The 19,400-nt window shown below is 53.5% G+C and carries 18 protein-coding genes; 9 read left to right on the top strand and 9 right to left on the bottom strand.

The window, feature by feature from the left end; all coding sequences use genetic code 11:
* Positions 1 to 134: 134 nt before the first annotated feature.
* Positions 135 to 341 carry an IS66 family insertion sequence element accessory protein TnpB gene (gene tnpB / locus IAE34_RS02025; RefSeq protein ID WP_200137182.1) on the bottom strand — a complete coding sequence of 69 codons (207 nt, stop codon included), beginning with the start codon at positions 339 to 341 and terminating at the stop codon, positions 135 to 137.
* Positions 338 to 664 carry an IS66-like element accessory protein TnpA gene (tnpA, locus tag IAE34_RS02020; protein ID WP_200137181.1) on the bottom strand — a complete coding sequence of 109 codons (327 nt, stop codon included), beginning with the start codon at positions 662 to 664 and terminating at the stop codon, positions 338 to 340. The genes tnpB and tnpA overlap by 4 nt, the downstream gene beginning before the upstream one ends.
* Before the next feature lie 201 nt (positions 665 to 865).
* On the opposite strand from tnpA, the gene IAE34_RS02015 reads away from it, so the two are divergent.
* Complete coding sequence (locus tag IAE34_RS02015) at positions 866 to 2,185, top strand: OprD family porin (protein WP_200137180.1); 1,320 nt, start codon at positions 866 to 868, stop codon at positions 2,183 to 2,185.
* A 36-nt stretch (positions 2,186 to 2,221) separates the two neighbouring features.
* Here the strand turns inward: IAE34_RS02015 and IAE34_RS02010 are convergent, their stop codons facing one another.
* The gene (locus IAE34_RS02010; protein ID WP_200137179.1) at positions 2,222 to 3,640 is read right to left on the bottom strand and encodes an amino acid permease; all 1,419 of its coding nucleotides are present in this window, start codon (positions 3,638 to 3,640) and stop codon (positions 2,222 to 2,224) included.
* A gap of 338 nt (positions 3,641 to 3,978) precedes the next feature.
* Between IAE34_RS02010 and IAE34_RS02005 the strand changes: the two genes are divergently transcribed.
* Positions 3,979 to 4,455: an Lrp/AsnC family transcriptional regulator gene (locus IAE34_RS02005; protein ID WP_200137178.1), complete on the top strand. Its 477-nt coding sequence runs from the start codon at positions 3,979 to 3,981 to the stop codon at positions 4,453 to 4,455.
* Between the two features lie 34 nt (positions 4,456 to 4,489).
* Here the strand turns inward: IAE34_RS02005 and IAE34_RS02000 are convergent, their stop codons facing one another.
* The gene (locus IAE34_RS02000) at positions 4,490 to 5,110 is read right to left on the bottom strand and encodes a cysteine hydrolase family protein (RefSeq protein WP_200137177.1); all 621 of its coding nucleotides are present in this window, start codon (positions 5,108 to 5,110) and stop codon (positions 4,490 to 4,492) included.
* A gap of 394 nt (positions 5,111 to 5,504) precedes the next feature.
* Positions 5,505 to 6,296 (bottom strand): SDR family oxidoreductase, encoded by a 792-nt coding sequence (locus IAE34_RS01995; protein WP_325100966.1) that lies wholly within the window; start codon positions 6,294 to 6,296, stop codon positions 5,505 to 5,507.
* 254 nt (positions 6,297 to 6,550) lie between these two features.
* On the opposite strand from IAE34_RS01995, the gene IAE34_RS01990 reads away from it, so the two are divergent.
* Entirely contained in the window at positions 6,551 to 7,459 is a 909-nt protein-coding gene (locus IAE34_RS01990) for an MBL fold metallo-hydrolase (RefSeq protein WP_325100960.1), read from the top strand.
* Here the strand turns inward: IAE34_RS01990 and IAE34_RS01985 are convergent.
* The 3 genes from IAE34_RS01985 to IAE34_RS01975 all read right to left on the bottom strand — a co-directional run bounded on the left by IAE34_RS01985 (position 7,456) and on the right by IAE34_RS01975 (position 11,683).
* Complete coding sequence (locus IAE34_RS01985) at positions 7,456 to 8,346, bottom strand: LysR substrate-binding domain-containing protein (protein ID WP_200137174.1); 891 nt, start codon at positions 8,344 to 8,346, stop codon at positions 7,456 to 7,458. The two genes, IAE34_RS01990 and IAE34_RS01985, sit on opposite strands and share 4 nt — an antisense overlap.
* A gap of 734 nt (positions 8,347 to 9,080) precedes the next feature.
* Positions 9,081 to 10,310 (bottom strand): MFS transporter, encoded by a 1,230-nt coding sequence (locus IAE34_RS01980; RefSeq protein ID WP_200137173.1) that lies wholly within the window; start codon positions 10,308 to 10,310, stop codon positions 9,081 to 9,083.
* Positions 10,311 to 10,348: 38 nt separating this feature from the next.
* A complete protein-coding gene (locus tag IAE34_RS01975) occupies positions 10,349 to 11,683 on the bottom strand; it encodes a hypothetical protein (protein ID WP_200137172.1) in 1,335 nt (444 codons plus the stop codon).
* A gap of 207 nt (positions 11,684 to 11,890) precedes the next feature.
* Between IAE34_RS01975 and IAE34_RS01970 the strand changes: the two genes are divergently transcribed.
* The 5 genes from IAE34_RS01970 to IAE34_RS01950 all read left to right on the top strand — a co-directional run bounded on the left by IAE34_RS01970 (position 11,891) and on the right by IAE34_RS01950 (position 17,795).
* Positions 11,891 to 12,661, top strand: coding sequence for a TetR/AcrR family transcriptional regulator (locus IAE34_RS01970; protein ID WP_233630871.1), 771 nt, complete (start codon positions 11,891 to 11,893; stop codon positions 12,659 to 12,661).
* A gap of 79 nt (positions 12,662 to 12,740) precedes the next feature.
* Complete coding sequence (locus IAE34_RS01965; protein WP_200137171.1) at positions 12,741 to 14,126, top strand: amidase; 1,386 nt, start codon at positions 12,741 to 12,743, stop codon at positions 14,124 to 14,126.
* Positions 14,127 to 14,193: 67 nt separating this feature from the next.
* Positions 14,194 to 15,495 (top strand): serine hydrolase domain-containing protein, encoded by a 1,302-nt coding sequence (locus tag IAE34_RS01960; protein WP_200137170.1) that lies wholly within the window; start codon positions 14,194 to 14,196, stop codon positions 15,493 to 15,495.
* A gap of 140 nt (positions 15,496 to 15,635) precedes the next feature.
* Positions 15,636 to 16,793, top strand: coding sequence for an MFS transporter (locus IAE34_RS01955; protein ID WP_200137169.1), 1,158 nt, complete (start codon positions 15,636 to 15,638; stop codon positions 16,791 to 16,793).
* Positions 16,794 to 16,817: 24 nt separating this feature from the next.
* Entirely contained in the window at positions 16,818 to 17,795 is a 978-nt protein-coding gene (locus tag IAE34_RS01950; RefSeq protein ID WP_200137168.1) for a cation transporter, read from the top strand.
* Positions 17,796 to 17,823: 28 nt separating this feature from the next.
* Here IAE34_RS01950 and IAE34_RS01945 read toward each other — a convergent pair whose 3' ends face one another.
* Complete coding sequence (locus IAE34_RS01945) at positions 17,824 to 18,384, bottom strand: TetR/AcrR family transcriptional regulator (RefSeq protein ID WP_200137167.1); 561 nt, start codon at positions 18,382 to 18,384, stop codon at positions 17,824 to 17,826.
* A gap of 200 nt (positions 18,385 to 18,584) precedes the next feature.
* Between IAE34_RS01945 and IAE34_RS01940 the strand changes: the two genes are divergently transcribed.
* A complete protein-coding gene (locus IAE34_RS01940) occupies positions 18,585 to 19,400 on the top strand; it encodes an alpha/beta fold hydrolase (RefSeq protein WP_200137166.1) in 816 nt (271 codons plus the stop codon).

Genomic DNA, 19,400 nt, shown 5'->3' with positions numbered 1-19,400 from the left:
CCCGTTCAGAGCAACGTAATTACGCCGTTAGTACCCACCCGTTGCCAAGGCAGACCAAGCACCAGCGCTTGAAGTTGTTCGGCGTCGAGTTCAACCTCGTGGCCTCGATGCGTGCCAGGCCAATGGAATTTGCCCTAGTTCAGGCGGCGCGCGGCCAGCCAGATACCCACGCCGTCGTGCACGAGTACTTTCATCCGATTAGCGCGGCGGTTGGCGAACAGATAAGCGCAGTGCGGCTTCGCCGCACCGAACACGGCGATCACACGGACAAGGGCAGTTTCGGTACCGGCGCGCATGTCCATAGGCTCGGTGGCGAGCCAGATGGCGTCGATGCGAATCATTGGGAGAGGCTACGGATAAAGCGGGCGCAGCCGTCCGGGTCGGAGATCGGCCAGTTCACAGTGACTGTTTGCTGCCCTGAGGAAATATCGATGCGGGCTACATCCTGCCGAGCAGGCGTCGCCGCAGCGTTCTCAAGCTTCAACGGTACAAATGCAGGCAAGGCAGAAGCCTGCCGGTCACGATAGATAGGTATCCACTTGCGAACCAGATTAGCGTTGATGCCGTGCCGCAGCGCCACGCTGGCAATGGATACATCGTGGCTCAGGCATTCCTGGACAACTTGGGCCTTGAAGGGTTTGGGATAAGAGGTGCGCTGGCGCATGGTGTTCCTTGAATTAAGGACGATGGTGTCCACGTATTTTTAGGTGGACACCATCGCCCTTAATCTGGGGATTCTGAAGGTGTGTTCGCCATCCGCTTACGATAGCGCTGAGGTGCTATCGGTTCTTTCAACCCTGTCTTCAACGCAATCACCCTCTGCAAGGAGGGTGGGCGTAGCCGTGTCCCAAAAATGAGGTTTCCAATGAATAATCTGCTTCGCTCGCTGATTCCTGGCGCCCTGGTATTGCCCCTTAGTTGTGTCGCCTACGCTGATTTTTTGGCAGACAGCAAGGCGAACCTCAAGCTTCGCAACTTCTACTTCAGCAATGACTACCGTGACCGTCCAGGCCCTGCCGGACAAAGTCGAATCGAGGAATGGGCCCAGGGCGCAGTGCTGGATTTCCAATCGGGTTTCACAGAGGGCCCGCTAGGCGTTGGCGTTGATGCTATGGCTCTCCTTGGGGTAACGCTGGACAGTGGTGATGGCCGGCATCGGGGTAGCAGCATGATCCCAAACAAAGGTGATGGTGCTGCCGATCAGTGGGGGCGATTAGGCGTTACTCCAAAACTTCGCTGGTCGAAGACCGAGCTGCGTTACGGCACGCTGCTGCCAAACCTACCTGTGATTACCTACAACGACAGCCGTACTCTGCCGCAGACGTTCGAAGGGGCTCTGCTGACGTCCCACGAGCTTGAGAAACTGACCTTCACAGCAGGCCGCATCACGAAGGCAACAGGACGAGGGTCGACGGATCGCACCGGCCTAGCTGTCTCAGGTGGTACTCGTCAAAGTGATGCGATGGTATTGGCTGGTGTGGATTATCAAATTGGGGAGAAAGGTCTGGCCCAGTATTATTTTGCCAACCTAGAAGATTATTACGATCAGCATTTCCTTGGTCTTCAAAATACTTGGCAGCTTGCCCCTGGCCAGAGCCTGAAGGCTGATCTCCGCTACTTCCGCACCACTGCTGATGGTGCCAATAAAAGCGCAGAAGGGCGCGTGTCGGGCTACCGCGTAGGTGGATTCACTGAAAGTGCTGACGGCAAGATCGACAACCACCTCTGGACGGCGGCCCTGACTTATCAGGTGGGTGGGAATGCGGTGATGATGGGTTATCAGCAAGTTTCCAATGGCAGCAATTTTGTGCAACAGAGCCAGGGAACGTTGCCAGATAAGGGCGCGGGTGCCTCATCGCTATACATCTACATCGACCGCATGATGGCTGCTTTCAACCGGGCAGGCGAAAGGTCTGTGTTTGGTCAGTACAGCTACGACTTTGCCGCGATGGGTGTGCCGGGCTTGAAGGCATTCGTCATGTACGTAAAAGGTGAAGGAATCAACACCGCAACAGGCCCAGAGCTCAGCGAGTGGGAGCGCGACATGGGCATCGATTATGTGGTGCAAAGTGGCACTTTCAAAGGTCTTGGTTTCGGTTGGCGACACGGCTTGATGCATTCGGATATCGACCCGAATCAGGTGCAGAATCGTGTCTTCCTGAACTACACGCTGGCACTCTTTTAGATGAGAAGGCCCCCTTCGCGGAAGGGGGCCCTTGAGTCAGTTCACTGCCCGATAGGCTGATGGATCGACATCAGCTTTCTTAGAGCGGTATGAGAAGAACAGGAAGATGAACCACAGGGGCATCACGTACAGCGCCATACGTGTGTCGGGCTGAAGAGAAAGCACCCACACCCCGAACAGTAGGAAGCTCAGGCATGCAGCAACTGTAGCCCGACCGCCAGGCATCTTGAAGATGCTCGCCTCGTGAAGCTCTGGTGCCTTTTTTAGGTAAGCCAGATAGCCGAGCAGGATCATCATCCAAATGTACAGATTCAGAATCGCTGAGACGGTGGAAATCAGCGTGAACAGCTCCATGACGTTCGGGAACATCACCAGCAGGCACAATCCGCAGAACATCGCTATCCCTGTAAAAGCCACCCCCATCACCGGAACGCCAGCACGCGACAGCTTGGCGAAAAATGCTGGAGCCGAGCGGCGCAGCGCCAGGCCGAAAAGCATCCTGCAGCTCGCATATACGCCGCTATTGGCCGAAGAGGCCGCAGAGGTGAGAACGACAAAGTTGATGATCCCCGCAGCAGCTGGGAAACCAGCAAACAAAAAGAGCTCTACGAAGGGGCTGCGGTCTGCCGGCACATGGCTCCAGGACGTCACACTGATGATGCAGGCTAGGGACAGCACGTAGAAGATCAGGATTCGGAACGGGATCGTGTTGATCGCCTTGGGGAGATTGCGTTCCGGATTTTTGGCTTCGGCAGCGGTGGTGCCGATCAGCTCTGTGCCTGCGAAGGAGAAGATGGCGATCTGGAAGCCGGCGAAGAAACCGCTGATTCCGTGAGGCAGCATCGAGCCTTTCTCGAACAGGTTGTTCAGGGATGCTGTGACACCCTCAGGGGACTGGTAGGACATTCCTATCAAGATAAATGCGGTCATGATCATCGCCACGATGGCCACGATTTTGATGATCGCAAACCAGAACTCAACCTCACCAAAAAGCTTAACCGCTAGCATATTGAGGATCAGCAGCAGCCCCATGGTTACGCTTGCCGTTGCCCAGGTCGGGACATCCGGAAACCAGAACTGGAAGAAACCCGCGACCACAATGACATCAGCAATCACTGCGACGCTCCAGCTCAGCCAGTATGACCAGCTCAACATAAACCCTGCACGGGGGCCCAAGTAGTGGGCAACAACGTCTGCAAATGACCTGAATCTGAGGTCACTCAACAACAGTTCGCCCATAGCGCGCATGATGAAAAAAAGGAAGAAGCCTACAATAATGTACACGAGGATAATAGATGTTCCGGACAGAGCGATTACCTTACCGGAACCCATGAATAATCCTGTTCCGATGGCGCCTCCGATGGAGATAAACTGAATATGTCGGTTGGTGAGCGCTCGCTTCAGGTGAGGGTCGGTATGAGTGGTGTCATTCTGAGTAATTGGATGTGGTTCCATGCTCAGCCTCTTTCTTGTCGAAAAGTTTTGTTGGGCAGGCTCAATTGCCGCTTCGCGGGAGCATCGCGGTCGCTGATTCTTTGGTTTTTATCTTGCAGCGATGTAATGCTCGCTCAAGTGAGCTGGAAATACTTTGCTAACTTAGGGCAGGCCATGAGCATTTGAGCAAATGTTTTCTGGTGTTTGTGTGTAATCAGGAATTATTTTGCGCGAAAGTATGACAGCTTTGGCGCGCTTGCGTCTGATCAACCGGATCCTAGAGGTGGTTTTGCTTGACGAATTATTTTTTGCGCAATAAGGTCGTCAGGTGAAAAATTACTGCGGTGTGGGCTTCAGAAATGAGTAGGATCACCCTCGATAACGTTGATCGTTCAATGCTTCGCCTGCTGCAAGCCGATGGGACAATGTCCAGCATCGCTGTTGGCGAAAAGCTATCGCTTAGTACAACGCCTACCTGGAGGCGAAGAAAGCGACTGGAAGATGAGAGGGTAATAACGGGGTATGAGGCGACTATCAGTCGAAGGGCGATTGGGCTGAATTTAACGGCGTTTGTTCAGATCAGCTTTAACATGCACACGGATAAAGCTGCTGATGATTTCGAAGAGGTAATGCGAGATAACCCCTACGTATTGTCGTGTCATAAAGTAACTGGTGATGCTGATTATATTTTGCAGATTGTAGCTGCGGATCTGGATGCATACGGTGAGTTCGTTGAAAAGGTTCTCCGAACACAGCCTGGAATATCATCTATCCATTCCAGCTTGGCGTTGAGAGAAATCAAAGACACTCACCGTTTGCCTATCCCTGATCAGTAGGTGCTTTCGTCACCTGCGCCTACTAGGATGTAAGTTATTCGTTGCGTTGGATGCGATTGAGATTGGCGTTATCCACTTCCAACAGGCCCAGCACCTGGTTGTGATCCAGAGTCGTGCAGAACTCACCGTTCATGCTGGTTATGGAGAGACTATGAATGGTCTCAGGGTCATGGTCGACTCCGTCGATACCAATTTGGTTGGTAGTGGCGCAGCCGTCGTGCATCAGGTAAGTATCATAGCCCATATTACCGGCCATGCGAACGGTTGTTTCAACGCAGTAGTTGGTGAAGAAACCAGTGATGACCAACCGAGTAATACCACGACGGCGCAACTCTAGCTCCAGTGTAGTACCGATGAAGGAGCTGTTCACGTCCTTCCAGATGATCAGCTCGCCAGGATTTGGGAGCAATTCATCCATGAATGCGCCACCTGGCTGACTGATCTTCAGTGGCGATACTTTCTGGCGAGAGTCATGTTGGGTATAGATAACAGTCAGGCCCGCTCGACGCCATTCTGCCAACACAGCGGCCATATTTGGTTCGGCGTCTGGGTTGTTGCGACGGCCTGTTGGCCCGCCCCAATGGCTCAAGTCATTTACGCCCTTTTGTACATCAATGAGCAGGTAAGCGGTTTCTTTGCCAAACTTTTTAATCATAACGGTATAAGCCCTGAAGAGTTTTTATTTAAGCCAGCGCCCGATTAATCTCGATGCTGGAGTATGTTGCTTCGAGAAAAATATATGATGAATGAAGTGTTGGTGCTTTGCTTAATTCAAATGACTATCAGGATTTTTTAGAAAGTTTTTTCTATTGAGTGGTGTGGGCTAGAAATTTTTTGCACTCCCATGTTAGGCCGGCTAGTCTTGGTAGCTGGGTAGGCAGTCGCAGGCGCCTGAACGGGATGCACAATCATGTAATCGTCTCCACGCAGCTCCATAGCTATGCGAGTCAGACCGGGTGCCTCGTTCGTCAACGTAACGCTGAGCACCCGGCTGGTTAGATCGACACGGTGCAAACCCCGCGATGGGCGCCCGAATCAATCTCGCTTGCTCAGCGTGCGATGTAGCCGCCATCAATAGGCAAAGCGACTCCAACGATGAAGGTTGAGGCAGTGCTACAAAGCCAGAGCACAGCATCAGCGATTTCTTTAGCTGTGCCCAGACGTCGGATAGGTACATCCTTCATCATGTCGTTCATTATTTCCGTTTCACCCTTGAGCATATCAGTGACCATCGGTGTCTCGATGATTCCTGGGCATATTGCGTTGATGCGAATGCCTTGGGCAGCATATTCAAGTGCCGCGCTCTTGGTCATGCCCAATAGGCCATGCTTGGCGGCATGATAAGCAGCTCGGCCTGGTACTCCGACCAGGCCGCCAAGTGAGGAGTTGTTGACGATAGCTCCGGAGCCCTGCTTTCGCATCTCAGCTAGCTGGTACTTCATGCAAAGCCATACACCACGAAGGTTGATGGCGTTTATTCGGTCGAATACCTCACTTGTGACATCGGCAGTTTCGACGGCGGGACTTTGGATGCCTGCGTTGTTGAATGCCATGTCTAATCTTCCAAAGGATGCGACGGTTTTCTCAACCATCGATTTGACATATGCCTCGTCCGATATATCACCAGGCGCACCAATCACTCGGTAACCGGCATCCGTCAATTGCTGAATCACTGATTCGAGGGCAATGTCATTAATATCAGCCAGAGCAGCCGAAGCTCTTGCTTCGTCAAAAGCACGAGCTGTTGCCAGCCCCATGCCTGATGCAGCTCCTGTGGCAAGGGCTACCTGCCCGGAGAACTCAGTGGTATAGTGATTCCGATGTGGGTCGGTTCTATCAATGACTCTACCGGGTGGCTTACCTGTGGATAATATCCATTGCACCGCTGAATATTATTAGTAGTGGCAATCGCGTTACGGTTTTTCCCAGAAAAAATTAGTCACTTCTTGACCGCAGCCCATGAATAGATTTTGTTCAGTTTTTTTAAACTATGATATTTCAGAAAATATGCATTGATGTTTCCTGGTCGGGAAGGCTTGATATGCTTGGTACGCCGGCCCCCTTGTTTAACAATAATTTTGAGGATAATTGTCTCGTGCACAAGCTATCGAAAATACTGGCCTTGACATCGATTTTTATCTCCGCTACATCTGGAGGCGTTCAGGCTGAAGGTGTTACAAAGCCAAGCGCGCCTGCGTTTGTTGTGCACAAGCTATCAGATTATCTTTATGCCATTGGTGAACCCAACTATTACCAAAAAAATTATTCATATTTATTAGTGGGGGATAAGCAGGCCCTGATGTTTGATGCGGGTGCCAATCAGCAAGAAAATATCACGGAAGTGGCAAAGCGAATCACTAACAAGCCTCTTGCGGTGTTGCCTTCTCATTTGCATTTTGATCACCTTGGCGGGCTTCATAACTTTCAGATTATTTACCTAGTAGATACTCCATTTACCCGAAAATTCAAGCAGCGGGATGGCCTGTATCACGTCCCAGAGCCAGTTTATCTGGGTAACATTGATCATATGACGGTTCCCCCGTTTAAAGTGTCTCGCCTGATTAAGCCAAATGAAAACATAGATCTTGGGGGGCTTAAAGTCCGTTTGATAAGCGTTCCTGGCCATACGCAAGATGAGGTGGCGCTTTTCGACGAAGCTCACAATGTTCTCCTGTCGGGTGACCACCTTTATCCTTCTTGGCTTTTGGCTGGAAATGTGAAGGACTATGTTTCGTCGCTTAACGCTACTCTTGAGATCATCAACCCGAAAACCGCAATCTATGGTGCGCATGCTGATGAAAATCCAACAAAAGTTCCAGCGATGACCTACGAGTCTGTAGTTGCGATACGGAATAAAATGATTGAAATACAGGCGGGCAGCAGTAAAAGTCAGGACTTCAGTGATCCAGAGTTGATTAAAAGCTCAAAGGTATACAAAGTAGAGGATAACATCAGTATTTTGACTGATATTCAGTTCTCTGACGGTCGTGGATACGGCTACTAAACCGATTTATCCACAATCTTCAGCAAGCTCTCGATGAACGCTCTGATCTCCGGGCGTTCTCGCATGTTCTCAGTGCAGACAATGTAATAGTTCAATGTAGCTGGTACTGAGTTGGGTAGAGGACAGACCAACTTCCCTTCTCTAAGGTCGCGAGCGGATATTACCTCGTCGCTGAGCGCGACACCGAAACCATCACGGGCTGCCTGTAGAACCAGTCCGAAATCTTCGAAGTGAACGTCTTCGAAACAAGTCCTGTTAAGGCCTGCTTCAGCCAGCCACCTCTTCCATAGGCTCCCATCGTCCTCATGGAGTAAACGGTGTTTGGCTAGGTCTTCCGCACTATGTATAGCGAGTGGCCCTTCAAGGAACGAAGGGCTGCATACGGGTATAATGTCAATCCCATGTAGAAGTCGCCACCAATAACCAGGCCAAGGTGGTGCTCCGTAAACCACTGCCATGTCCGCACGTTTCCAATCTACCTGCGCCATTTTGGGCGCCGTTACCACAGTGACTTTCACCGAGTCGGATTCGGCCATGAACCGTAACAATGGCGATACTAACCACTCGGTGCCTTCGAATGGGGGAGTGGACAAGGTAATCTCAATGACCTCTCGGTGGGCGTGAGTACCACGAAGTTCGCCTACCGCTTCCGCAATCTCGTTCATCGCTTTGGCCACCCTTTCTTGTAGCCGACGACCACTAGGTGTGAGAACAAGTTGTCGACCATGCTTTGAGAACAGCTCGACGTCCAAAGTGGCCTGCAAGGCTTTGAGCTGCTGGCTAACAGCACCAGTCGTGACATGCAGTTCGACTGCCGCGCTCGACAGGCTACCTAGACGTGCAACGCTTTCAAATACCTTGAAGGCGTGTAAAGGGGGGAGGGCCATCTCATCTCCTGAATAATGGCAGAGAATGAAGCAATCTCTCTTCGTGGTCACTGCCTGAAGCGGATGGATGTAGCCTACCCGTTTTTTGCCTGCCTGGGGCATCTCAAAGTATCAGCATCCAGTGTGCGCAATATGGCAACTATTCTGGGCTGGCTTGCAAGTATACCGGTTCACTCACATCCTCGCACAGGAATGGCGCGTCGGGGTTAACGGCCTCAGCGTTCATCTCTCGCAAATGACCGTGCCCAGATCGCGAGTCGGAACGCCTCTATTGAGCCGTGTTTTCTCTTGATTGTCGTAGATGTCGAGACCCTCAGAGACGGTTCGAGCATATTAAAGAATACCTGACCGAAATGACTCCGTGCGAGATGGTACAGCCGGAAAAAGAACGAATCTTGGTTGCATTTTTCGCCTCCCAAGCAGTAACTCCAGTATCAGCTTGATGGAGGCTTTTCCTCAAGATGGCTGATGCCTCCCTGAAGCCGCTCCTGTAAGTGACTTGGTATCGTAACGGTGAATATGGTTGGGTTACGTGCTTCGTGGCGCTCGGCTGCAATTGACGATGCCATCAACATTCATGCGCGCAATTCGAGAAAGAATACGGAAAATACTCAAACGAGGTCATTCAACTCACCAGCAATTAGTACCACATGCTCGCGATGCTTCTCGGAAAAACGCATAACCAATTGTTGCTCAGAATAAGGGCGGTCAGCGCTAGCTGACCGCTACTGGTGTCAAAGACCGAGCTGTTGATGGATGCTACTGCTGAACCGCGCCATGACTGCAGCTGCGATCCACGCCGCTGCGTAAAAAACGGAGATAATCGCTAATGCGTTCAAACCAGCGCGTAAATCCGTGTTTAATCTTACGAGTATGGCAACCAATACAGGGCTCAGGAATTGGCCAAAGTAGAGCAAGCTGGTAAAACAGCCCATCCCTTTTGCGCGTGTTTGATCGGTGAGGGAAGCCATGACCGGCGCCATTGCATTTGGCGGGAAGATACCGCACGCCACCCCATGGAGCGTGACGGCAACCAGCATTGCCTGATAGCTGTCAGCTCGACACATCAACCAGATCGCGCCACTGAACAGGATGAACGTCACCCCGTGAGTGACGGCGACACCCAGATGGCGGAGCATGTAGGGCCATATCAACGAACCGGCCAGGCTGATGAAAAGACTCCAGGCTGATAAGGCGGCGAAGTCTAGTGTTGAATGAATGCCCAGGCTCATGAGTAGAAAGGGTGACTGGATAGGAACTACGAAAGCAAGGATCATGCCGAAGAAAATCGCAGAGTATCCACTGAGAAGCGGCTTCCACTTGAGGGCGTGCTGCACCTGGCTGCTCGGATGCTTCCCGGTATAAGGGCGTTCTGGCTCGAATAGAAAGCGCTTCATCAGTGGAATGAGCAGGATCGGCACAAGGTATAGCAAAAAGGGGTTCCGCCACTCGTCTTCACCGACCCATCCACCGAGAAGGTAAAGTGCTGTTCCGATCAACCCGATGGTGATGACCTGAAGATTAATCACGCCCAGGCGCTGTGAGCCTTGCCAGTACTCTCCAATCAACGTCATGACACAAGTCATGACAACCGCTTCGGCAACGCCGAATAAAACACGAGTGGCGACCAACCAGGGCAGATGCTGGATGAGGGTCGGTGCTGCGCCTAAGAAGGCATAAAAAAATGTAGCCAGAACCAGCAATCGCTTTCGACCGACCACATCTGCCAGCATCCCGGCCAAGGGGGAGAACACACTTATCGCCAGCGCAGGGCCGGTGATGGCAAGTTGAACCAGCAATGCAGCACCTTCATTGCCCGAAAAATGCGCAATAATTTGAGGAATGACGGGCGCTACCATGACTGAACCCATGATCGTCATACTGCCAGATAGAAGGAGGACCGTTTTGGTAGCAATCGTGGGCGAGTGTCGACTTCCAATAGAACTTAGATGCATCTGTTTCATGTGTGTTTGCTCCTGACGCAGGCTACTTGCCAAAAAGCTCAATATTTGAATGCTGCATACAGTTCAAAGGAGTCGAAGTCATCATTGCCCAATGCCTGCTTCGCTGCAGCCTTTGGGGTGGCGAAGTTATAAGCAGCCACCACAAACCAATGAGCGTCCGGTGTCCACTGCAAGTAGACAGTGGATTCGTCAGCAAAAAGTTTGTCAGAAACAGGAATACCTTGATAGTTCTTCTTGTCCAAGCTGAACTGATGATGAAGCGCACCCACGGTGAAGGCCTGCGACAGAGCAGTTTTAAGCTGAACGGAGTGAACGTTTTCGTTGCTGTTGAACAAGACATAGTTGCCAACTACGTCACCAATCAGCCAGGTTCCCCAATCGGTGTAGCCTTTGCTCAAGGCATCCCAGCCAGAGAGCTTGGTGTCAGAGGGGTCACCATCACCGGAAAAGCTTGCATAGCGGTAAGAAAGCGTAGTCGGATAAGCCAATGAAGAGAATTCATATGCGGCGCCGGCGTACCAAGCCTTCGTATCATAGTCGTATGCCCCATTTGTGCCTTTCTGGACAGAAGCCTCGGCATTGAAGGTCAGGGCCTCGGCGCCTGGAAGGTGAGCATTCAGTGCGCGAACGTTATATACCTTCATGCCGTCGCGAGGCTGAACTCGGTCGAGCCTGGAGTCCAGAGAGTCTACCTTGAACGCCATGGCTCCGAGCTGGGCGTAATCGCCCCACTGATAGTCGACGTTGACCCCATTGAAGCGAACATCACCGTTGTACGGTTTTGCGCGCAGCGAGAAACCCTGTGCCGTCAAGCCAGAGCCTTGCCATTGCACGACCAGTCCATCGCGGAAGGTACTGCGGGGAGCCGCCCAGTAACCACCTTCGCCGAATGAGTCCACATTCCCGTCTGCAAGTATGAAGCCGTTACCGACCACAAAGCTCTGGCTGCCTCCAGTCACCTTCCAGGCCCCCGTTTGAAAGCCTAGGTAGGCCTGCTCCACCGATGCACGTCCATCACCACTACGTGTGTATCCGCCAGGGTCCGAGCCGCCTTGAGTGGTATTGGCAACCACCGACAGCCCGCCTAGCCACGTCCAGTCTTCGCTGTACTTGTAGCTAAAATTGATGCCCGGCTGCAGGGCGTACTCTTGCCAACTGTTGGTCTCGTTGTCGATCTTGCCGCTTCGCAAATCGAGCCGGCCCAGGCCGAAGTTGGCGTTATGGGAGTGGATCCACGCTGCTGATCCGCTGAGCGTGGTTTCAACCTGTAATGCCCCCTCTTGGATCAACGGGGCGGCTGCGAGGCTGCTGGACAGAAACACGGGGATGGCGCCCAGGAGCAGGCGAGGAGTCGACGTGTAAACAGAAATCATATGTGGCACCAATGCTGATTTTAGAATTGTTGGGCAGCTTGGAATGGCCTGTGCGTGCCAGGCTGGTGAAGCGCGCGCAGGCCTTCTTGATGTTGTGAGCCTGTCTGGATGTCGTGAAGACGGGTAAATATTTATTGACACATTTGTTAGTGTCAATAAAAATCTTTACCGACTATAAGCAACCGCGGACACGCTGGAGCTACTGTGATGCAGAATGCAAAGGATGTGATTCCAGCCTCACCTGGGGCTGTACGTGGGGCGGTTGCGCAGTCGCGTTTGCCTTCCTGCACGCGAGCCGAATCATGCACGCCACTACGAAAGGCGCTAAGATCCTCGGTCCACAAACAGCAGAGGGCTGGAGCGGTGTCGGGATTGCGGGAGTATCAAAAGGAGCAGCGGCGGGCTGCGATCACCCAGGCGGCGATGGCATTGTTCACGTCGCAGGGTTATCAGCAGACTACGATCGAGCAGATCGCCAGGACGGCCTGTGTGTCTGCACCTACCGTGTTCAATTACTTTGGCACCAAGCAAGAAATCATCCTTGAAGCGCTCAAGTCAGCTGATCAACATGCTTTGTCCAGCGTCAAAAGAACGATCGCGCAGATGACCGATCCAGTGGAAATTCTTTGCGCCGTCGAGAAAATCATCACCGAATTTGTCATGGGAGCGTTGCCGGCGCCGCTCTGGGCCGAATTGCTGCCGTTGATCATCACAGGCAGCGGGGAGGGCTTGCCGAATGCCTATAAAGTGCTTAATGACGCATTGGTCAAAGAGCTTTGGCAAGTCTTCGATCAATTGCGGGCATCGGGCCTGATGCGGCATGACGCAGACGTCGAGATGGCAGTGTCGTTGATCAATGACTATTCGCACCTGTTGTTGCTCCGCCTGTGCCAGACTGAAGAACCCGACTGGCAAGGTCATTCGCAAATGATCCGGCGCTTGATGTCAATGATTTTCAACGGTCTTAAACAGACGTAATTTTTTGCCCTTAACTTATAGTCACTATAAAATTATAGTTGGCATATAAATCCTGCAAATAATAATTCAGGAGGCGGGGATGTCCGATCAACAGCTTGCACTGCTTTCAGCCGATCAGCAGTTGCGAGCCTTCCGCAGCGGTGATCTATCACCGACGGAAGTGCTTGCGGCCCAGGTGCGCGTAATCGAGCATCATGAGCCCGAGATTAACGCGCTGTGCGAGCAGCGCATCGATGCCGCTTTTGCCCAGGCTCGAGAATCTGAGCGACGCTATCGGCTGGGAGAAGGCATCCGGCGACTTGAAGGCATCACCGTTGCGCTAAAGAACGAGCACTACTTACTTGGTAGTTCAACCGATTTAGGTTCCAGCTTGTTGAGCGGCGCGGTGGATCAGTACCCTTCACCCGTCACTCAGCGGATCCTTGACGCTGGCGGCATCATTCACGCGCGCACCAACGTGCCTGAGTTTTGCATCGTGGCATTCACACGCTCGGCCCTGTACGGCATCACACACAATCCCTGGAACAGGCAGTTCACCTGCGGTGGCTCATCCGGTGGCAGCGCAGCAGCGGTCGCGGCGGGATTCAGTACGCTCGCTTCGGGCTCCGACGGGGCGGGATCGATCAGGATGCCCGCGGCCTATTGCGGCATCGTAGGACTCAAACCGAGTTACGCCCGAGTACCCGGAACAGAGCCAAAACTGGCATTGCTTTCCAATGTGCACAATGGTCCGCTTGCTCGAAGCGTGCGCGACTGCGCCCATCTATACAACGCGCTGTGCGGTTCCCACCCGCTGGACCCCGCCGCGATACCGACCTTGCCCATTCCCACCGAATACAATTCAATCGCCGGCCTGCGTATCGCGATTTCCCCCGATCTTGGCTATTTCGATGTCTGTAGCGAGACAGCCGCCACCGTCAGTCACGTTGCAGACCTGCTGCGTGCAAATGGCGCTCATGTTGACGAAGTTGCTTTGCCATGGCAGGTCGACGTCGCTTCAACCTGTCGAACACAACTGTGGTTTCTCCTCGGGCGGATGATTCGCCAGGCGGTCGGTGCGCGTGATGATCTGGTCAGTGATTACGTACGAGAAGCGATGAGTATTTCCGAGGCTATTACTGCCGACGAATATGTCAGCTCCTTTAATGATGTTGAACGGATGAGCAACAACTTCCTGACCGTCATGCAAAAGTACGACGTGATGATCTGTCCTACCTTAGCCCAAAACAAGACACCTGCAGCAGGGGCATCATCAGGAGTCGAGGACATCCTGCAAAACGCGATGACTTATCCGTTCAATGTACTTAGCCGCCATCCGGCACTCAGTGTTCCTGTGGGAATGGCTTCGCACGGAGTACCGATTGGCTTGCAAATCATTGGGCACACTTACGACGAGCAAACTGTGATGCGCGTCGGCGCCGCAGTCGAGGCATTGGTGGGCTGGCGTCAACGACAGCAACGCTGAGTGTGCTTCGAATATTAGCTCTAATGAGCTAGAGCATTTTAATAATCTACAACAAGAGCAAGTACAAATGACTACTGCTGAAACGGAACTGCAGGGCATCGCTCGTGCCTATGAACAGGCAAACGCAGCGAATGCAAGTGACATTTCTCAAAACCTCATGGCAGGATTTCCCGCGAGCGAGGCCTCTCGCGTCACCCAAGTTAACTGGATGTTTCCGCCGTTTAACAAATGGGGCTTTCGAAATGTGGCACGCCTGCGTCCTACCATTGATGTGCCGAGCAATACGCAGCCGCCATCGAAAATGGCTGAGCGTCCAGTCGGACTTGAACAACTCAAGTTTCTGAGCGTCTGCAATCAATCAATTAGCGTCGGCCAGCACTTACGTGCCAGTCACACTGATGGCCTAATTGTTCTACAAGGTGACGATATCTGTTTCGAGTACTATGCCAATGGGCAAGTGTCGACTGATCGTCATATCATGTTCTCGGTTACCAAGTCGCTGATCGGTTTTCTGGCGGAAGAGTTGATCAGCGAAGGCGTGCTAAACCCCCAGGAGTTGACCAGCGCTTACCTTCCTGAACTTGCGAACAGTGCTTTTGCTGATGCCAGTATCAGCCAGCTACTGGACATGGCAGTGGGGGTCAAATTCAGCGAAGTTTACGACGATCCAATGTCGGAGAGCTCGCAGTATGGCCGGGCGTGTGGCATTTACGCTCCCATCGAAGGTGCTATCAACCATCAATCCTTGTATCAATTCTTGCCAACCTTGGAAAAGGAACGCCTTCATGGCGGTTTTTTCCACTACGTTACGGCAACTACTGAAGTTTTGGCGTGGGTATTGGAAAGGGTATCCGGCGAGTCCTGCGCCACTCGCCTGGGGCGGATTTGGTCAGCGCTTGGTTGCGAGCGGGATGGCTACTTCATCGCCGACTCATGGGGACGCAACGTCGCCGGCGCGGGATTCAATGCCACACTGCGAGACATGGCGCGCTTCGGACGGCTGATTGCGTACGGCGGGGTTCACGCTGACCAACGGCTGATTTCTGCGGATACCATTCAGCGCATTGTCAAAGGTGCCGACCCTCAACTACTGGGTGCCAATCCGAATTTTGCTAAATGGACGCCTGGCGCGTCATATAAAAGCCAATGGTATGTGTTCAATGATCAAGCGATCATGGCCGGTGGTGTGCATGGTCAATACCTGTTCATTCATCCGCAAAGCCGAACGGTCATTGTCAAACAGTCTTCCTTGCCGGAAGCGGTGACCGACCTGGATCAGGACAGCGTCCGAATGATGCATGCCATCATTCAGCACTTGTCTCAATCAAAAAATGAGCCGAATACCTCGTTGAGCGTAGCCTGTGCCTGATTAGAACCTATGCACTCTGACGCCGCGACGGAGTCGCGGCCTCTGAGCAAGGCCTGAAAATAATAGCCCCAACGAATCTCATGCCGGCGGGATAGTTTCACTGCCCCTGACAATACAACAACCCTGGGAGCCTTGCGATTATGCGTGTCCATTCACTGCGCCTGCGTAGCGCCTTTATCTTCATCGCCGCCATTTCGATTCTTGCCATTGGCATACAGCCGATCTTCGTCGGCCTTGTCGCCGCCCAGCTCGAACTGACCCTTTCTCAGCAAAGTCTCATGATTTCAGCGGAAATGGGCGGGGCCATGGTGGGTACTTTGCTCTGTTTGCCAATGATCAACCGACTCGGGCTGCGCTCTATTGCATTAATTTTCTCCGTTGGCCTTTTGATCAGTAATAGCCTCATGGCGACAGCCCTCACCTTTGACGTCTCATTGCTACTCAGAGCCCTCTCTGGTCTGTGCTCCGGGGTTCTTTATTCATTGGCAGTGTTCAGTCTTGGTCGCTTGTATGGTCCGGACCGCTCATTTGGCATCCTGCTACTGTTTCAAACCGCAGTGTTTTCTCTCATGGCTGGTGCGCTTCCTGCGGTTTGGGAAAGCCAGGGGTATGTGCAGGCCGTCGGTATGCTCTGTGCCTGGTTCTTGCTCGTGGTCGTGGCCTGTTTGGCGGTGCCCAGGCGCCTCATTTCGAGCGAGCCTGAGCAGACGCTTGCCAGTGCGAGTGGCTCAAGCAGACTCGGTGTCATCGCGTTGATCGGCATGTTGCTCCTGCAGATCGCGATCTACAGCCTTTGGGGCTTCATTGAGGGCATTGGAGCGCAGGCGGGCATTTCGTCGGTCGATATCGGCCTAGCCATCAGTATCGGCTTGCTGGGTGGCCTGCCTGGTGCTGCTCTGCCAAGTGTATTTGGCGGGAGGGTGGGGAGGGCGCCCATGATCATCTTCGGCTCGGTCATCGTCTTGCTTGCATTCTCGCTGTTGGCGAGAGGTATCGACCAGCCTTGGCAACTGATGCTTGCAGTGTTTTTGATGAACTTCGGCTGGACTCTGGCGTTGGCTTACTACATGGCCAGCGTCGCAGTGAATGACCCTCAGAACAATCTGGGTAAGCTGGTCGGACTGGTACAAATTACCGCCGCTGCGGTGGCGCCCGCCATCCTGTCTGTTGCGATTGAAGGTAACGATCGTCAGGCGATTTTCACCCTATCGATAACGGCGATTTGCTTTAGCGTATTGGTCGGTTTGCTCATGTTGCTGGGCAGTCGAACGACAGTGAAGCCGGCAATCAAAATCTGATGCTGCCCCGGCCCTGACAGGCTAATGGCAGGGCCGACAACGCAACCCGGTGGAGGTAAGTCAGTGCTTAGATTGCTGCAAACTGAACAAGGGGTCCTTAAGTGGTCGATAGCCACCACCCTGGTGGTGGCCCTGTTCGGCATCATTTTTGGGCTTGTATCAGGTTCGTTTTCCATCGTGTTTGATGGCTTTTACTCACTAATTGATGCGGCAATGAGCGGGGTAGCGCTGGTAGTGACCACGCTGATACGGCGATACACGACGGACAGCACCACAAGCCGTCGGCTTGCCGAGCGTTTCAACATGGGATTCTGGCACCTTGAACCTATGGTGCTTGCCTTAAACGGAATTCTACTCTGCGGAGTCATCTTGTACGCCCTGGTGAGTGCAGTGATGACGGTGCTGGGTGGCGGGCAGTCCCTGGAGTTTGGCTATGCACTGGTTTATGCGCTGCTTGCTTCTGTGGTCTGTTTCTCGTCGGCATGGATCACATGCAAAGCGAATGCACCCCTGCGCTCTGATTTTTTGGCGTTGGATACCAAGGCATGGCTCATGTCAGGCAGCATATCGTCGGCGCTGCTCATCGCCTTCACCTTGGGTGCTGCTGTGGAGGGCACCAATTGGCAGTGGCTAGGTCCGTATATCGATCCGTTTGTGCTGGTGGTGATTTGCAGCTGCCTCTTACCTATGCCTTTCCTGACCGTGCGCAATGCCTACCTGGAGATCCTCATGGCGACACCGCCAACGCTAAGGGAGCATGTCGATGCGGTCGCCGGGCAAGTGGTGGCCGATCAGCAGTTTGTTGACTTTGCCGCCTATGTCGCCAAGGTGGGACGCGCGCAGCAGATCGAGCTGCACTTCATCGTGCCGCCTGAGTTACCTGCACGCACGTTGCAGTCCTGGGATGCATTACGGAATGACATCGCGGATGCGCTAGGTGAAGCAAGCCCCAATCGCTGGCTAACCATTAACTTCACCACCGATCGTGATTGGGCGCACTGATCCCGGGCGGACCTTTACCGAGGCTCTCTCAGGAAGGTATGAGAATGGCAGCAATCTGAGCGGTTCGCTTGGCATGGTCGGGATCCTTATCGTCCCCGAGTAACGACATGCTGATCTGGTACGCATACACCAACCTGGCGCGCGACATCGCCTCTTCAGGCGATGTTCCCGCCTGTAGCAAGAGGCTCTCGATGTAGGTCAAGCGATGGCTGTCGACCTCATTCATTGCTTGGCGGGCCTGCGCGTCGCGGCGCGCCCATGCGCGAATTGCCAGCTCAATGGCAGCGGCATCTTTGGCCCGTTGTCCACGGTGTGGAAGTTCCAGCAGCAATTGCAGTTGCTCTACGGGCTGGTGGTTAGCGGAACGTAAGTTTTTGATGACGTCTTCGGTCGCTTGTGCCCTCCAAGCATCCAAGATCCCGGACAGCAATTCGCCGCGGCTTTTGAAGTGATAATAGAAGCTGCCGCGCGTGATTTTCATTTCCTTAGCCAGTGTGTCGATACGCACCGCATCGATGCCGCCGCTGATCAATACCTTTTGTGCCGCTGCGATCCAGTCCTCGCGGGAAAGGTTGTTCCGTACTGACATGTATGTTGTGACCTTGTAGATAGGGTTGATTTCAGTGCAATAGGTGGGTTCAGGACATTCAGGATTTTAACTTGTTCTGAACGGCTCGCCTACTGCGGAGCCCAGGCTGCAAGGCGTTGGAGCCCAAAAACCCTTTGACCGAAGCTCCATGGGGCACTAGCATGCACATACACAACTGTATGTTGAAGGCGGAGAGCTTGATGACTGACCAATCCAAGACCTTGCTTGCAGCGGGGCACAGAACCAATTATCACGAAGCCGGCAAGGGGGCCCCCCTGTTCCTCCTGCATGGCTCAGGTCCTGGTGTATCCGGCTGGGCCAACTGGGCCAAAACCGTACCCGCGTTCTCCGATAGTTGGCGCGTGATTGTTCCTGATATCGCCGGGTTCGGTTTCACTGAGTTCAAGGAAGGGACCAAGTACGACATCAAGCTGTGGGTCAACCATCTAGTCGGCATCATGGACGCACTGGATATCCAGAAGGCTTCCTTCGTCGGCAATTCGTTCGGGGGTGCACTGGCAGTTGGCCTGGCGGTTTTCGCCCCGGACCGGGTTGACCGCCTAGTACTGCTGGGCACCCCTGCAGGGGAGTTCGAACAGACCGCAGGCCTGCGTGGTGCGTGGGAGTACGAGCCTTCGCCGGACAACATGCGCGCGCTGATGAAGCTGTTCCCCTACGATCAACAGCTCATTAGCGACGAGATGGTGCAGGCTCGCTATGAGGCCAGCGCCCGTCCCGGCGCGCAGGAGGCACTGCGCAAGCTCATACCGCAGCCTGCAACCGATGGACTGACCATCGTCAAAGGTTTCCCGGCGGCAGCGTTGGCCAAGATCACCGCCCCCACTTTGGTAGTGCACGGTCGTGAAGACCGTGTGGTACCGCCCCAGTGCGGTCTGCTGATTGCCAACAGCATTCCGGACGCCGATCTGCACCTGTTTGGTCGCTGCGGCCACTGGGTGCAGAGCGAGCAGCCTCGACGGTTCGTTGCGCTCGTGCGCAACTTCCTCAGCGAGTGA

It is taken from the genome of Pseudomonas sp. S30, assembly GCF_016518545.1.
GTDB lineage: Bacteria > Pseudomonadota > Gammaproteobacteria > Pseudomonadales > Pseudomonadaceae > Aquipseudomonas.
Note: the sequence above shows the minus strand (reverse complement) of the source record. Positions and strands in the feature narration are given on the sequence as shown.